Origin of the sequence: Bacillus sp. FSL W8-0629 (genome assembly GCF_038593225.1) — a bacterium.
Lineage (GTDB): Bacteria > Bacillota > Bacilli > Bacillales > Bacillaceae > Bacillus > Bacillus altitudinis.
Window position 1 is genome coordinate 2459100 of sequence record NZ_CP151975.1, and the last position, 14778, is coordinate 2473877.

A 14778-nucleotide genomic window follows, 5' to 3' on the forward strand; every position below is an offset into this window, starting at 1 on the left:
TATGATAAAAACTTGTTTTCTGATAGGAGGGGACACTTCATTATTTAATGGTGAGCATCTTATTTAAAGCGAGCAATGCCTCTTTTGTCGTCTCTTCATTCACTTGAATCAAACCGACTGGCTCTCCTTTTTCAATGCTTTCAAGTGACCATAGTAGATGAGGCAGATCAATACGGTTCATTGTCAAACATGGACACATATCTGGATTAAGGGATTCGATTTGTTTGTCAAGGTGCTGGTCAATGATGCGTTTCACTAAATTCATTTCTGTTCCAATGGCCCACTTGCTTCCTGCTGGTGCCTGCTTGATCGTATCAATAATAAATTTCGTTGAACCAGCTAGATCAGATGCCTTTACGACTTCATGCGTACACTCTGGATGAACAAGAATCTGTATGTCACGGTCTCGTTTTCTCGTTTGTTCAATATTCTCAATGGTAAATTTCTCATGAACAGAGCAATGACCTTTCCATAAAATCATTTTGATTCGATGAAGCGGTTGGTCGGTGATGAGCTTTTCTTCTATTTGATCCCAGACAGCCATTTCCTCTAGCGGAATCCCTAAATCATAGGCCGTATTACGCCCTAAATGCTGATCAGGAAGAAAAAGAATCCGCTCTTTTTGGGTCAGCGCCCACTCCAATACTTTTTTAGCGTTTGAAGATGTGACAGTCGATCCGCCATGTGTGCCGACAAATGCTTTAATATCAGCCGTTGAGTTTACATACGTCAGTGGAAGGATCGTATCTCCAAACAGCTCAGTGAGCTTATCCCACGCCCTGTCTGTTTGTTTCATATTCGCCATATCTGCCATTGAACAACCTGCTCTCATATCTGGCAAAAAGACGTGCTGATTCTTTTTTGATAGCATATCGGCCGTTTCTGCCATAAAATGAACCCCGCAAAATACAATGTATTCTGCTTCGTGATTGTCAGCAGCAATTTGTGCAAGCTGCAATGAATCACCTGTCACATCAGCAAATTGGATGACTTCATCTTTTTGATAATGATGACCCGGTATAAAAAGCTTTGATCCAAAGGCGCGTTTAATCTCTAATACTCTCTCTTTCATTTCATCATAAGAGCGCCGTTTATATTCATCTGGCATCATGGCTGTATGCTGCGCTGCTAACACATCAAGCATGGACATGAGTCGTTCCCCCTTTATGGCTGAATTCCATATTCATACTAAAATCGAATGATGGAGCAGAATGTGTGAGGAATCCAAGTGAAATAAGGTCTACACCTGTCCCCCGGTAGTTAGCCACATTCTCCAACGTGATACCGCCTGATGCCTCTGTCAATATGGTTTCAGGGGTCATTTGTTTAAAGCGCTTCACTTCGTCTGGAGAGCAGTTGTCAAACATGATGACATCTGCTTTGGCATCAATGGCTTCCATCAGCTGTGCTTCTGATTCAATTTCCACTTCAATTTTCACCATATGACCGGCGTATGCTCTTGCTTTCTCCACAGCTTCCCTGATAGAACCACAAGCCGCAATATGATTATCTTTAATCATCACACCATCGGATAAGCCGAAACGATGATTCTTTCCGCCTCCGACTTTTACTGCGTACTTCTCCAGCATGCGCAAACCGGGTGTCGTCTTTCTCGTATCACAAATCGTAATAGATGGATCAGCTAATCGCTCTACTGCTTCATGCGTTAGTGTAGCAATCCCTGTCATTCTTTGCAGGATATTCAACACCACCCGCTCCCCTTTCAGCAAGTCGTTGACGGGGCCTGTTATTTGTGCCAGTACAGCCCCTTCATGAATCCAATCACCTTCCTGGAAAAACAGCTCAGTTTGAACTTGTTCATTCAGCAGTTTGTATCCCATATCAATGACTTGCGTCCCGGCCAATACGCCTGATTGTTTCGCCATGATGTAAGCTGTTCCTTTCTTGTCTCCAAAGATGGCATCAGCGGATACATCTCCAAACCCAATATCTTCTTTTAAAAAATGAGTGAGCATTTGCTTTAACTGTAAACGTTCCATTTGGCACCAATCCTTTCATTTTTTACGATATAAATATGGCCCTGTTCATGTACAATCTGTTTTGCTCGCCACGAAGCATCATGCCGATTAGGATAATCTGTGCGATAATGACCGCCCCTGCTTTCTGTTCGGAGTAATGCAGATTTGACAAGGCATATGGCTAAAGCCCATTGATTAGTTATTTCGATCTGTTCATTTGTGATATTCTTCACATTGATTTGCTGAAAAGAGACTTGTTCTAAATGATTGAGCAAAGTCTGTAAGCCTTTCTCATCTCTCACAATTGCGGCATATGCCGTCATCCATTTTCTGAGCTGAGCCAGTGACACCGTTGGGACAGACCATACTTCTTGAATGGAAGGAGCAAGGTTTTTATCTTGCCAGGCTTGCAACCGCTCAATATACCGTGCTGCGTTGTTTCCTAAAACGAGACCTTCTAAGAGCGAATTACTTGCCAGTCGATTGGCGCCGTGTAAACCTGTACAAGCTGCTTCACCAATGGCAAAAAGTGATGGAACTGTTGTTTCTCCATGTTCATTCACCTTAATTCCACCCATTAAAAAGTGCATACCAGGTGAAACTGGCAGCCTTCCGCTTGCCATATCAACTCCCGCACGCTGACACATCGAAGCAATCGCAGGAAAACGTGCAGAAAAATGCGGAATATCACGGATGTTCAGATAAATGGAATGACCGAGTTGCTGCTCATGGAAAATGGTCCTTGCCACCACATCTCTAGGCGCTAAATCGCTCTGCGGGTGGATTCCTTTCATGATCCGCCTGCCTGATTCATCTTCTAAATAGGCGCCCTCTCCCCTGACTGCCTCTGATACGAGACCGATCGCTTTACCTGAAGTGGTCAAAAGGGTCGGATGGAATTGCACAAATTCGAGATCTACTAGCTGTGCCCCTGCGCGATAGGCCATCATCAGACCGTCTCCTGTCACAGACGGATCATTTGTGTTTGTCTCATATAAGGATCCACAGCCGCCAGTGGATAATACAACTGCATCTGCGGTCATTGTATGTACATGACCTTTTTCGTCTTTCCACACAACACCGGTACATATCCCTTCATGAACCAATAGATCCATGACATGATGGTTTTCGTATACATGAATGTGTGAGCCGAGCTTCCCTTTCAAAAACTGCACGAGGGTTTTTCCCGTTTGATCTCCCCCTGCATGCAGAATACGATGGGTCGTATGGGCTCCCTCTTTACCTAACTGCGGGATTCCCGTTTCATCTCGATCAAATGGGCAGCCCTCTTCTACGAGCTTCTTTACAAGATCTTTTCCATGACGGACGATCTCCTGTACAGTTTTGTCATCATTGTGACCACACCCCGCAGCTAAAGTGTCTTGCACATGCTGATCGACAGAATCATGTGCGGAAAAGGCTGCAGCGATTCCCCCTTGTGCGAGCATGGAATTACTAGAGGAAAATTGTTTTTTTGTCATCATGATGACTTGGCAGTTCTCTGAGATCGTATTCACAAAGGAAAGAGCCGCAATGCCCGACCCCACCACAATGACTTTTTTGATAGATGACACAATCGCCCCTCCTGTCATTTACACCTGTCTTGACACATATCATTACACAACACTACAATAAATACAAGAAAAAATTTTCACACAGGAGATGGATGGATTTGATTTATTTAGATTATGCAGCTTCTACACCTGTTTCTGAGGAATCACTGCATGTATTTCAGCAGTTGAGCAAAGAATGTTACGGAAATGCGAGCAGCCTGCATGATGCAGGAGGAAGAGCAAATGAAATCTTGGCTTACAGCAGACAATCACTTGCAGCGATTCTAGAGGGCGAACCTGATGGCATTTACTTTACAAGTGGCGGAACTGAATCCAATATCCTTGCGATTCAATCGATCATAAATGGGCTGCCTCCACATAAACAGCATGTCATTACCACATCAGTAGAGCACCCTTCCGTTCATCATGCGGTCAATGCCTTGGAGCGTCTCGGTGTGAAGGTGACGGTCATAGAACCGAATCAAGAAGGAATTATCACAAAAGAGATTCTCAAACAGGCTCTATTGCCTGAAACCGGACTAGTATCCATCCAGCATGCCAACTCAGAAACTGGGATTATTCAACCATTAGCTGAATTAGCAACGCTCTTAAAAGAAAGAGATATTCTTTTTCATACAGATGCAGTGCAGACATTCGGAAAAATGCATGTGTCGATTAAAGAACTTGGGGTTGATGCCCTCTCCATTTCGAGTCATAAAGTGTATGCACCTAAGGGCGCCGGTGCTGTCTATATGGGAGCACATGTCCCTTGGAAGCCTATATATCAACATACTGTACAGGAAAATGGTCTACGCCCAGGGACAGTGAACGTACCTTGCATTGGTGCTTTTGTGGCCGCGAGCGAGCAAATCATGCTGAAAATAGAGCATCAGCAGCAGCTGGATATTCAGCTTCGTGATTATTTTCTTCAGCAGCTTAAAAAAAGGCAGCTGCCTGTCCGCATGCTGCAAGAAAATGACCAGCGCCGCACGCTGCCTCATATTATTGGTTGTTTTTTTGAAGGGTTTGAAGGACAATATGTAATGTTAGCTTGTAACCGGCAGGGAATTTGTATATCTACTGGAAGTGCATGCGCTTCTGGTTATCATCACCCTTCCCCTGCTGTAAAGGCATTACATGTATCAGATCGTGATGCCCTTCAATTCATTCGACTATCATTTGGACGAGGATCATCAAAGGATGACATCGATCAGCTTTTGCATACATTTGAGCGCTTGCAAAAGGAGAAGAAAGGAGCATAAAACGTGGAACAAGAGAGAAAACTCATTGGCGAAGAAAGAAGAAACGCCATTTTAAAGTGGCTGAAAGAGACAGATACACCACTCACCGGAAGTTTTTTAGCCAAAAAAGCCGCTGTCTCACGACAAGTCATTGTACAAGATATTTCATTACTCAAAGCAAAAAACGAACCCATTATTGCCACAAGCCAAGGCTATGTGTATATGGCGCAGCATACACCGGAAACTGAAATTGAACAGATTATCGCTTGCAAGCACGATCCTCATCGTACAGAAGAGGAGCTCACACTGATTGTAGACTACGGTGTAACGGTGAAAGACGTGATGATTGAGCACCCTGTCTACAGGGAGCTAACGGCCTCTATTCGAGTGAGTACGCGCAAACAAGTGGCTGACTTCGTTCATCATATTTCTAATACAGGCGCTTCCTACTTATCAGAGCTGACAGACGGCGTACACTTACATACCCTTACTTCCTACAGCCAAAAGCAGCTTGACCAAGCCATTCAAGCGCTTGATGACGCTGGATTTCTCATTAAAGACTAAAAAAATAGTGTCCCCTGCAGGACACTATTTTTCATTCGTTAATTCATATGTTTGATAGCTGCCGAGTAGTTTCACTTCACAGCCAATCGCTTCTAATTCTTGAATGGCGCCAGGGACAAGTACATCATCCATCTCTTTTTCGATATCAATGATAAATAAATAGTGTCCAAGGCCTGTTTTTGTCGGACGCGATTCAATTTTGGACAAATTGAGATTCCGCCATGAAAAAGCTGATAACACGCGGTGCAATGCACCAGACTGATCATCCTTTGGCAGGCTGACAACAATGGTTGTTTTTGGCTTTGAAGAAAAACCAGAATTCATTGGGAACGATGCCTTCGCCTCTTTATGTAAAATAACAAAGCGTGTATGATTGTGCGGATAATCATGAATGTCTTTTTTCGCAATCGTCAATCCGTACGTTTTTGCGGCGATTTCATTCGCAATCGCACCAACAGCTTCATCTGGATGCTCACTGATGTATTTTGCTGCATAGCCTGTTGATTCCACTGGCCGATGCGGAATATCAGGGAACTGCCTCTTCAAAAATTGATGACACTGCGCAATGGCGTGCGGATGTGACTGAATCACATCTAATGTCTCCCAGCTCTCCGCTCTCGATGGATGGACAAGCAGGTGCTGGCGAATCGGTGCTGTCATTTCGCCCACAATGGACAAAGCGTCCTCATGAATTAAATAATCAATCGTTAAGTTCACAGATCCTTCGAGTGCATTTTCAAGTGGAACGACCGCCAAATCTACTTCTCCCTTTGACACGGCATCCATACATTGCGGAATGGTTGCATAAGCCCGTTGCTCTGCTTCTTTTGGAAAACAAGAACAGACAGCCAAATGAGTAAATGTGGCCTCTGGTCCAAAGTAACCTACCGTTAATTGCTTCATCTGCTATGATCTCTCCTTTTACGCCCCAGAACCTAGAATTTCAACTTTTTCGACAAATTCAAGTTTTCTTAATTGATTCATGACTGTATTGATATCATCTGCCATGCCGGCCGTACTGATCGACAGGGTAACATTCGCTCTTCCTTGCAGCGGAATCGTTTGGTGAATGGATAACACATTACAGCCAGAGTCAGCCACAATTTGCAGCAGCCTAGACAGAGCCCCAGACCGATCCTCCAGGTGGAAAAACAATGTGATGATCTGCTCTTTGACCATCGTATAAAATGGAAAAACAGCATCTCGATATTTATAAAAAGCACTGCGGCTTAAATCCGCTTTTTGAACAGCATCGGCAACTGAATCCGCTTTTTTGCGATCGAGAAGCTTTTTGACTTCAAGCGTTTTTCGCATCGCATCCGGAAGTACATCCTCTCTTACTAAATAGAACGTTTCTTCTTTCACCTGTTTTCTCCCCTTTTAAAAACGGGAGAGCCCATGAACTGGACCCTCCTTTTGATCAATCGATAAATTCAAATTCAAATTCAAGCAGACGAATGATGTCTCCATCTTTTGCACCACGTTCACGCAGGGCATCATCAACGCCCATTCCGCGCAGCTGTCTAGAGAATCGTTTCACTGACTCGTCTCTTGAGAAATCTGTCATCTTAAACAGTCGCTCAAGTGCTTTACCAGTTAAGACAAACGTACCATCAGGATCTCTTGAGATCTCAAATGCTGCTTCTCCTTCATCAAACTTGTACATCACACGGTTATCAGAGAGCTCTTCTTCATTGTAGAGCGGGAATTCCGGTGTTGTTTCAAGCTGATTGGCGATTTCAAATAAGAGCTCACGAAGCCCTTCTCTTGTGATCGCACTAATTGGGAATACTTTATAGTCATCTGTTAATTTTTCTTTAAATGCCGCTAGATTGTCAGCTGCATCCGGCATGTCCATTTTGTTCGCTACAATGATTTGCGGACGCTCTGTCAATCTCATATTGTATTGCTCAAGCTCTTCATTGATCGTCACGTAATCTTCGTATGGGTCACGCCCTTCAAGTCCAGACATATCAATGACATGGACAATGACACGTGTACGTTCAATGTGGCGTAAAAATTGATGACCTAAGCCAACACCTTCGTGCGCTCCTTCGATCAGTCCTGGCAGATCCGCCATGACAAAGCTTCGGTTATCGTCTGTTTCAACAACTCCGAGGTTTGGCACAAGCGTTGTAAAATGATAATCCGCAATTTTTGGTTTCGCAGAAGAGACAATCGAAAGCAGCGTTGACTTCCCGACACTTGGGAAACCAACAAGTCCAACATCTGCAAGTACTTTTAATTCTAAGATGACGTCACGTTCTTTACCTGGCTCACCGTTTTCAGACAGCTGTGGTGCAGGGTTTGCTGGTGTTGCGAAGCGTGAATTTCCACGTCCGCCACGTCCACCTTTGGCAATCACAGCCCGCTGTCCATGCTCTGTCAAGTCAGCTAGTACTTGTTCCGTCTCAGCATCTGTCACTACTGTACCCGGCGGAACTTTAACAATCATTTCTTCCGCATTTCGGCCATGCTGGTTTTTACTCATTCCATGCTCACCGCGGTCCGCCTTGAAATGACGCTTATAACGAAAGTCCATTAACGTTCTAAGTCCTTCGTCTACTTCAAATACTACATCTGCACCATTTCCGCCGTCGCCGCCTGCTGGCCCGCCTTTTGGCACATATTTTTCACGACGGAACGCCACCATACCGTTTCCGCCGTCACCGCCTTTAACATACACTTTAACCTGATCTACAAACATAACTTCCTCCGTTTCTCTGCATCACATATCTCGTTCTTGCCTCAAACAAAGCTCAATCATGGACTCGTGATTCGTCACATGAAATTGCGTTATACTCATACATGGATAGTTTGCGTCATGAAACGCATTTAACGCATCCAAACTTGTTAATTTTCCTTTGAAATCAAAATATAAGATCACATCATTCTCTTCATGATCCGTTTGGAAAGTGACCGTTAAATGATTTTCAGTTTTTTGGCAAACTGATTGATCGAATATCGAAAACAACTCCCGTGATACCGTTAGCAGCTGCGATTCATATGCTGATAAGTCTCGGGTTTCACCAAGCACTTCATATTCTAGGGTGATAAAATGCGACTCCCAATTAAAGGTTAGAAAGTAATAGGCCAATTGGGGAATTTTTAAATTTGAGAGTTTGGATTCATGCTGTGCTTCAATGACCATTTCTTCTATTATTTCGAACACTCGGTCATATTTTTCTAATGTCAAGTTGCCTTTGATTAACTGCAATTTATTCATCCAGTCGTGTCTTGAACGACTAAGCAGATGGATCAATTCATTCGTTAATGCAACGTGAGTTAATTTTTCGTTTTGTTTACTTGGTATCTCTTCCATTATCGCACTCCCAATCGTTTGGTCTCTCTTTTAGGAGTCTTATCATCAATATGTCTCCCTGAATTATAACAGAGAAGACAGCTTAGAAAAACACTAGTTATGTGAGGAAAGGTTGTTTTTTCTGATCGTATAGGAGAAAATGAGGCAAAGTCAGCAAACATTCTTTGATATTTATGGAGTGCATCTTCTTTTATCATCTTCGGTACTACTTGTAAAAAGCGCAAAAGCTCCCTGAATAGTGAAAAAAACTCCAGTCAATGACCGGAGTTTTTAGCAATTATTGTGCCGCAGGATATACGCTCACTTTTTTACGGTCACGACCGAAACGTTCGAATTTAACTGTTCCGTCGATTTTAGCGAAAAGAGTGTCGTCGCCTCCGCGTCCAACGTTTTCACCTGGATAGATTTTCGTTCCACGTTGACGATAAAGGATAGAACCACCAGTTACGAATTGACCATCAGCACGTTTAGCGCCTAAACGTTTAGACTCAGAGTCACGTCCGTTCTTTGTAGAACCTACCCCTTTTTTAGATGCGAAAAATTGAAGATCTAATCTAAGCATGAAGTTCACCTCCTATTTTTTTGTAGATATTCTCACATAATCGTGATAATCTCGTTCAATTGTTTCTAAGGAAACGACCATGCCTTCTAAAAGCAACTGGGCTTTTTCAAAGGTGACTGGATCTGTATCAGCTGGCAGTTCAAAAGAGAAATACCCGCCTTCATCTCCAATATCAAGCAGTGGATCCATTCCTGTCAGTGCAATAATTGAATTGACTGATCCGAAAACAACAGCAGATACACCTGCACAAACGAGATCCTGACCTTTTTCAGCAAACTCGGCATGTCCAGTCATCTGAAAAGACGTAATGCTTTCATCTGCCGGCGACCGAGTAATGGTTGCTTTGATCATATCACTCACACGCCTTAAGCGTTGATTTTTTCGATAACAACTTTAGTGTAAGGTTGACGATGACCTTGTTTCTTGTGGTTGTTTTTCTTCGGTTTGTACTTGAACACAGTAATTTTCTTACCGCGACCTTGTTTTTCAACTTTAGCCGTTACTGTTGCTCCAGCAACTGAAGGGTTACCCACTTTGACAGTGTCTCCGCCGACAAACAATACGTTTTCGAAAGTAACTGTTTCACCTGCTTCAGCAGCTAGTTTTTCAACATAAACAGTTTGACCTTCTTCAACTTTTACTTGTTTACCACCAGTTTCGATAATTGCGTACATCTCTGCACCTCCTAATAAACTCAGACTCGCCGAATACAGGGGGCCAATAGGCACTTTACACCTGCTCCGCGCGGTTGTAGCACGGGTGCTACATATCCATAACATTAAAAAATATATCAAATTAGACGCTGAATGTCAATGTATTTTCACCATTAGTACGGCAAAAGAAGATCTTCCATGGAAGAGGTGGTTCTTCGATCTGAAAAATAAGCATGGAGCAATTCATTTTCATCGAGCTGGCTCATTTTCACACCATTCCGTTCGATAATAATGGGATGCTTACAGCCCCTTTGGAATCGCGCCATCACTTCATATATTTTCTCCTCAGCACTCGCTCTCAGCGGAATGAGTTTCTCTACCTTTTGCTCTTTTTTACCGTAATAACGTTCTAGTAAAAAACGTACCCTGATATAATGCCGCTGCCGGTGCTCCATCACAAGCGAGTAGGCTAAAAAAGTGAGCAGGATCCAGCCGTTGAATTGCAGCGGAGCAAAACAGAGTAACCCTGCTGTCAAAAGACCGAAGAAAATGAGAGAGCCTTTTATTGCAAGGGCATGTGCCTGTTGGAAAGGGTAAAAAACAGATAAGAGCAAAAAGAATAATTTCCCGCCATCAAGTGGCCAAATGGGCAAAAGGTTCACTAAAAAAATCGCTACATTATAAAAAGTAAACATCGTAAAGACGTCATATGAGATAAGTGAGGCTTCCATGAGAAGCCAGGCGACGAGCTGGAGCGGGACATGCTGAAGCGGTCCGCATAAAATGACCGCCAACTCTTCTTTTAGCGGACGGTTCCCATGCTCTTCTACTTCTACCGCCCCGCCAAATGGCAGTAAAAAAATCCGCCGAATCCGCCAATGATAATAACAAGCAGCCGCTGCATGTCCAAGCTCATGGACACAGACGATGATGAGCAGACAAAGCAACGGCTTAATTTGACCTGATAGCATGGCAAATGCCATGACTATCCAAAGGAGCGGGTGAACATGGACCTTTGTCAGCATGAGCAGCCATCTATTCAAAGGTCATCACCTGAATGGGATCAATAAACTGTTCATTTTGCTTAATGGCGAAGTAATATGTCCCCTTGCCTTGTTTATCAAGCGCAATTTGACCAATTTTTTCCCCTTTATCGACAAAATCGTATAAAGCCACATCAGCTTCTTTTAGTTGGCCGTACCAGCTGTAGCTGTTATCTGCATGCTGCACCACGACTGTGAGCCCCGTATCACTTTTCTTTTTCACTTCTACGACATAGCCTTCTTTCATACTATCGATGGCTTCAGCAGATGTTTCAACTTTCACTCCGGCACCATTTTGCGTAAAGGATTCCTGCACTTTTCCAGAGGCAGGGACAGCCAGCTCTTGATTGGCTTGTACGTCCTTTTGTCCTTCTTTTTTATCGGTTAAAAAGGCAAGTGGGTTTCCGACAGTCTTCTCAAACCACCGGTTGGCGGCGGCAAATTGAAAATCTTGTTCAAAGGTTTGACTGATCATCGGCTTCAGCTGCTGAAAAGGCCCCGCCTGTCCTTTAAATGAAATAGCGGCAATCAGTACAAGAGAGGCAGAAAGTAAACATTTAAGCACAAATGTATTTGAATGAAATAACGGATGGCGAAATTTTTTCGGCTGATGAGAAGTTGACTCGTAGGAAGCCGAGCCAGAATGCTTTTCTTCTTCTGTTAACATGACCCATGGCGGAATATCATCTTTCTTCTTGAAAGCTGCCTTCTTAGGGGCTGCAGCTGGCTGCTTCATTTTGCGGCGCTGCGCTATTTTCTTTCGATACTCGTCCACTCTTTTCATAAGATCACCCTTTACATACAAACAGTTTGTACATTTTATGTGGCGACCTCATATGATATGCACCAAAAAGACCGATTCTCATCGAATCGGTCTCATCTCACGTGAATCATTATGCTCTTACACCGAAAAATGCTTTCAGCTTTGCAAACATCCCTTTGTTCTCTTCTTCAAAGGATTGAAGAGGAACAGATTCACCTAGTACGCGGCGAGCAATATTGCGATACGCAATGGAAACTTTATTTTTAGCATCCATGACAATCGGTTCACCATTGTTTGAAGCCTTAATGACATCATCATCATCGGCTACAATGCCGAGAAGATCAATTGATAAATGATGAACAACTTCATCCACATCCATCGAATCGCCATTTTTCGCCATGTGTGTACGAATGCGGTTCACAATCAAACGAGGCGGTTCAATATCCTCTTGTTCCAGCAAGCCGATAATTCGGTCTGCATCTCTCACAGCTGAGATTTCAGGTGTCGTGACCACAATCGCTTTGTCAGCACCTGATACAGCATTTTTAAAGCCTTGCTCAATTCCAGCAGGGCAATCAATGACAACATAATCAAAGTCTTGTTTCAATGATTGAATTAATTCTTTGATCTGCTCCGGCTCTACCGCCGTTTTATCGCTTGTTTGAGCAGCAGGTAAAAGATACAACAGATCCTCGAACCGCTTATCCTTCACAAGCGCTTGGTGAATCTTGCATCTTCCTTCTACTACATCGACTAGATCATAAATAATGCGGTTTTCAAGCCCCATCACGACATCTAAATTCCGAAGGCCGATGTCGGTATCAACTAGACACACTTTTTTCCCTTGAATTGCTAGTGCTGTGCCTAAGTTTGCAGATGTTGTTGTTTTGCCAACGCCGCCTTTTCCTGAGGTAATCACAATAGCCTCGCCCAATTTCACATTCCTCCCTCAAGCCTTGTCAGATTAGGTCTTATATGAGCCAATTGCTGCAGGCGTTCAATGATCATATTGCCATCTATATCTAAATAAGCACATTCCATTTCATTTCCATCTTCTTTTTGATCCGGTGCACGGTTAAACACCTGTGCGATGCGAAGCTGGGTTGGAATCATATGAGATGCCGCAATCACAGCTTGTTTGTTTCCATTACATCCAGCATGCGCTACACCTTTTAATGCACCGAGCACAAAAATATTCCCCCCTGCACGAATGGTTCCGCCAGGGTTGACATCTCCTATTAATAAAAGATCCCCTTCGACATAAAGCACCTGTCCAGAGCGTACAATTTTTGCTACAGAAGTAATCTCAGCCTCTGCTTTTAAACGTCTCGCCTCTTCAGTTGACATGACGTCACTTTCAATAGAGTGAATGACGAGATGTTCATTTTCAGACACCGCTTCAGTTAAACGCGCCTCTTGATCCTCTGTTAAATATCGAAAACCAAGTTTAATATGCACATTGACTTTATGTCCTTCTCTTCCATCTGTATATTGCTCAAGTAAAAGAACCTCTCGCAAGCCAGAAAGAAGGTCTTCAAACGAACAGTCATCATTTAGCTGTAATGTTAATCCGTTTTTTGTACCTTTTATTGTCACATACTGCTGTTTTTGAGTTTTCAAGATGCTCACCTCAACAACATACTCATTTCGCCGTAATTGGACAAACTCCTGCTTTTATTCGTCGATCAGTCCTTGTTTCACATTGATGAAAAAGAGCCTAAGCGGCACAACAAGTATGAGAGACGCAGCAGTATTTAAAAGAATCGTTGGAATAAAGCGTTCGATGACATACGTATTAAAAGGCATAATACCTGGTTGAATCGTCGCTTGAACGCCGTACACATAAAACTCCATCACTGCAACAGCAATCATCGATAGAAAGACAACGACTAACATATTCGTTTGGAGAACTTTGAAGGCTTTTGCTAACAAATAGCAGAGCGCACCAAAGCCAAACATATGAACACCAAGAATACCTGTATACGAAATATCATATAAAAGTCCAAAGATAAATCCATAAATCACACCATATTTTTGATTCACAAAAGCTGTCATAAATACAAGTGCGAGTAAGATGAAATGAGGTGCTAAAATTTGATTATCTGAAACAAATGGGAGCTTCACTAAATCGACAAAAATACTGTCAAATACGAAAATAAACAACATGACGAAAGCAAGAAGGACACGTTTCACGAGCCTTCCTCCTTCGTTAATTGAGATGCATCTGCCGAACTTGTACTGCGATTCACAACAATCACGCGGTCTAAATTATTGAGTTCAGCAGCTGGTTCTACATAAATAATTTTTGTCAGTCCGTAATGGTCCGGCTCAATTTCGCTTACCTTTCCAATCGTCAAGCCCTGCGGGAATACGCCCCCTGCTCCAGATGTTTCAACAAGATCTCCTTTTTTGACATCCCCATCAGCATCGGATTTTAAAATGTTCATTGTCAGCATTTTTTTCTTGCTGTCATAACCGTTAATAATTCCATTGAGTTCTTCTTTGCCCTTTTTCGCAAAAATTTTCGTTGAAATTCTATTATTTTGATCTGTAGAGCTTAGCAACCTTACAGTCGACGTAAAATTGTTGAGCTTATCACTTTCAATTTTCCCAATTAACGCACCACTCTCATTGGTGACCGCCATATCTTTTTCAACGCCTTGTTTTTTCCCTTTATCAATCATGACAAAACTATCCCAAAGGGACGGGTTTCTCGCAATGACTGTTGAAAGAATGGGCGTGTAGTCACGAATAGAGTTCACATATCCGAGCTGCTTGCGAAGCTTTTTGTTCTCATCTTCTAGTTCTTGAAGTTTCGCCTCATATTGGGTTTGTCCATCAAGTTTTTTTCGAAGACGCTCGTTTTCATCATATGTGTTCTTTAAATCTTGTACGTTCCCATAAATACCGGCAATAAATTGTGATGGTTTATGAAAGACACCTTGAAAAAAGCCTGTCGTATCCCCCACTAATTTTTCCGGCCATGAAGCACCTCTGCCGCTTTTCACTGAAAAACCAATCATGGCCACCAGTACGATGACACAGACAAGGAGCAACATTAATCTTTTATTCATAAAAAACTGCGGCATGTCTTACAC

The 14778-nt window shown here is 43.0% G+C and carries 18 protein-coding genes and 1 other annotated feature; of the genes, 2 read left to right on the forward strand and 16 right to left on the reverse strand.

All coding sequences use genetic code 11. The features are described from left to right. Nucleotides 1-40: 40 nt before the first annotated feature. From nadA to nadB, 3 genes are read right to left on the reverse strand one after another with little or no spacing between them, the layout of a single operon-like run. Nucleotides 41-1150 (reverse strand): quinolinate synthase NadA, encoded by a 1110-nt coding sequence (nadA, locus tag NSQ17_RS12710; protein WP_342467469.1) that lies wholly within the window; start codon nucleotides 1148-1150, stop codon nucleotides 41-43. Next, nucleotides 1137-2000 carry a carboxylating nicotinate-nucleotide diphosphorylase gene (nadC, locus tag NSQ17_RS12715; protein ID WP_017367720.1) on the reverse strand — a complete coding sequence of 288 codons (864 nt, stop codon included), beginning with the start codon at nucleotides 1998-2000 and terminating at the stop codon, nucleotides 1137-1139. Before nadC ends, nadA begins: the two co-directional genes overlap by 14 nt. Further along, nucleotides 1982-3553, reverse strand: a complete 1572-nt coding sequence (gene nadB, locus NSQ17_RS12720) for an L-aspartate oxidase (RefSeq protein WP_135009353.1) — start codon at nucleotides 3551-3553, stop codon at nucleotides 1982-1984. Before nadB ends, nadC begins: the two co-directional genes overlap by 19 nt. 92 nt (nucleotides 3554-3645) lie before the next feature. Between nadB and NSQ17_RS12725 the strand changes: the two genes are divergently transcribed. Beyond that, entirely contained in the window at nucleotides 3646-4794 is a 1149-nt protein-coding gene (locus tag NSQ17_RS12725; protein WP_135009354.1) for an IscS subfamily cysteine desulfurase, read from the forward strand. Between the two features lie 3 nt (nucleotides 4795-4797). Continuing rightward, the gene (locus NSQ17_RS12730; protein ID WP_342467470.1) at nucleotides 4798-5337 is read left to right on the forward strand and encodes a transcription repressor NadR; all 540 of its coding nucleotides are present in this window, start codon (nucleotides 4798-4800) and stop codon (nucleotides 5335-5337) included. A 24-nt stretch (nucleotides 5338-5361) separates the two neighbouring features. On the opposite strand, the gene pheA is transcribed toward NSQ17_RS12730, so the two are convergent. From pheA to mreC, 13 genes are all read right to left on the reverse strand, one after another. Beyond that, nucleotides 5362-6240, reverse strand: coding sequence for a prephenate dehydratase (gene pheA / locus NSQ17_RS12735; protein ID WP_039167032.1), 879 nt, complete (start codon nucleotides 6238-6240; stop codon nucleotides 5362-5364). A gap of 18 nt (nucleotides 6241-6258) precedes the next feature. Continuing rightward, nucleotides 6259-6702, reverse strand: a complete 444-nt coding sequence (locus tag NSQ17_RS12740) for an ACT domain-containing protein (protein WP_008342790.1) — start codon at nucleotides 6700-6702, stop codon at nucleotides 6259-6261. A 55-nt stretch (nucleotides 6703-6757) separates the two neighbouring features. Beyond that, on the reverse strand, nucleotides 6758-8044 hold the full coding sequence (gene obgE / locus NSQ17_RS12745) for a GTPase ObgE (RefSeq protein WP_007501521.1): 1287 nt from the start codon (nucleotides 8042-8044) through the stop codon (nucleotides 6758-6760). A 21-nt stretch (nucleotides 8045-8065) separates the two neighbouring features. Continuing rightward, a complete protein-coding gene (locus tag NSQ17_RS12750) occupies nucleotides 8066-8659 on the reverse strand; it encodes a sporulation initiation phosphotransferase B (RefSeq protein WP_007501522.1) in 594 nt (197 codons plus the stop codon). Nucleotides 8660-8936: 277 nt separating this feature from the next. Next, nucleotides 8937-9221, reverse strand: a complete 285-nt coding sequence (rpmA, locus tag NSQ17_RS12755) for a 50S ribosomal protein L27 (protein ID WP_003216586.1) — start codon at nucleotides 9219-9221, stop codon at nucleotides 8937-8939. A gap of 12 nt (nucleotides 9222-9233) precedes the next feature. Continuing rightward, the gene (locus tag NSQ17_RS12760; protein ID WP_007501524.1) at nucleotides 9234-9572 is read right to left on the reverse strand and encodes a ribosomal-processing cysteine protease Prp; all 339 of its coding nucleotides are present in this window, start codon (nucleotides 9570-9572) and stop codon (nucleotides 9234-9236) included. 14 nt (nucleotides 9573-9586) lie between these two features. Further along, nucleotides 9587-9895 carry a 50S ribosomal protein L21 gene (gene rplU, locus NSQ17_RS12765; protein WP_003216781.1) on the reverse strand — a complete coding sequence of 103 codons (309 nt, stop codon included), beginning with the start codon at nucleotides 9893-9895 and terminating at the stop codon, nucleotides 9587-9589. Between the two features lie 12 nt (nucleotides 9896-9907). Further along, nucleotides 9908-9981: a sequence feature (ribosomal protein L21 leader region), on the reverse strand. Between the two features lie 66 nt (nucleotides 9982-10047). Further along, nucleotides 10048-10917, reverse strand: a complete 870-nt coding sequence (locus tag NSQ17_RS12770) for a M50 family metallopeptidase (protein WP_024718398.1) — start codon at nucleotides 10915-10917, stop codon at nucleotides 10048-10050. Further along, on the reverse strand, nucleotides 10910-11701 hold the full coding sequence (locus NSQ17_RS12775) for a M23 family metallopeptidase (RefSeq protein ID WP_024718399.1): 792 nt from the start codon (nucleotides 11699-11701) through the stop codon (nucleotides 10910-10912). Before NSQ17_RS12775 ends, NSQ17_RS12770 begins: the two co-directional genes overlap by 8 nt. A 109-nt stretch (nucleotides 11702-11810) precedes the next feature. Then, nucleotides 11811-12614: a septum site-determining protein MinD gene (gene minD, locus NSQ17_RS12780; protein WP_017358134.1), complete on the reverse strand. Its 804-nt coding sequence runs from the start codon at nucleotides 12612-12614 to the stop codon at nucleotides 11811-11813. 2 nt (nucleotides 12615-12616) lie between these two features. Further along, nucleotides 12617-13300, reverse strand: coding sequence for a septum site-determining protein MinC (gene minC / locus NSQ17_RS12785; RefSeq protein WP_007501533.1), 684 nt, complete (start codon nucleotides 13298-13300; stop codon nucleotides 12617-12619). A 54-nt stretch (nucleotides 13301-13354) separates the two neighbouring features. Next, complete coding sequence (gene mreD, locus NSQ17_RS12790) at nucleotides 13355-13873, reverse strand: rod shape-determining protein MreD (protein WP_008342803.1); 519 nt, start codon at nucleotides 13871-13873, stop codon at nucleotides 13355-13357. Further along, nucleotides 13870-14769, reverse strand: a complete 900-nt coding sequence (gene mreC / locus NSQ17_RS12795) for a rod shape-determining protein MreC (protein ID WP_024718400.1) — start codon at nucleotides 14767-14769, stop codon at nucleotides 13870-13872. Before mreC ends, mreD begins: the two co-directional genes overlap by 4 nt. Nucleotides 14770-14778 lie beyond the last annotated feature (9 nt).

Excerpts from the sequence above, each read along its gene's own strand:
- nadA (WP_342467469.1), bottom strand. The coding sequence starts at position 1,150 with ATGTCCATGCTTGATGTGTTAGCAGCGCAGCATACAGCCATGATGCCA.
- nadC (WP_017367720.1), bottom strand. The coding sequence starts at position 2,000 with ATGGAACGTTTACAGTTAAAGCAAATGCTCACTCATTTTTTAAAAGAA.
- NSQ17_RS12725 (WP_135009354.1), top strand. The coding sequence starts at position 3,646 with ATGGATTTGATTTATTTAGATTATGCAGCTTCTACACCTGTTTCTGAG.
- pheA (WP_039167032.1), bottom strand. The coding sequence starts at position 6,240 with ATGAAGCAATTAACGGTAGGTTACTTTGGACCAGAGGCCACATTTACT.
- obgE (WP_007501521.1), bottom strand. The coding sequence starts at position 8,044 with ATGTTTGTAGATCAGGTTAAAGTGTATGTTAAAGGCGGTGACGGCGGA.
- NSQ17_RS12750 (WP_007501522.1), bottom strand. The coding sequence starts at position 8,659 with ATGGAAGAGATACCAAGTAAACAAAACGAAAAATTAACTCACGTTGCA.
- rpmA (WP_003216586.1), bottom strand. The coding sequence starts at position 9,221 with ATGCTTAGATTAGATCTTCAATTTTTCGCATCTAAAAAAGGGGTAGGT.
- NSQ17_RS12760 (WP_007501524.1), bottom strand. The coding sequence starts at position 9,572 with ATGATCAAAGCAACCATTACTCGGTCGCCGGCAGATGAAAGCATTACG.
- rplU (WP_003216781.1), bottom strand. The coding sequence starts at position 9,895 with ATGTACGCAATTATCGAAACTGGTGGTAAACAAGTAAAAGTTGAAGAA.
- NSQ17_RS12775 (WP_024718399.1), bottom strand. The coding sequence starts at position 11,701 with ATGAAAAGAGTGGACGAGTATCGAAAGAAAATAGCGCAGCGCCGCAAA.
- mreC (WP_024718400.1), bottom strand. The coding sequence starts at position 14,769 with ATGCCGCAGTTTTTTATGAATAAAAGATTAATGTTGCTCCTTGTCTGT.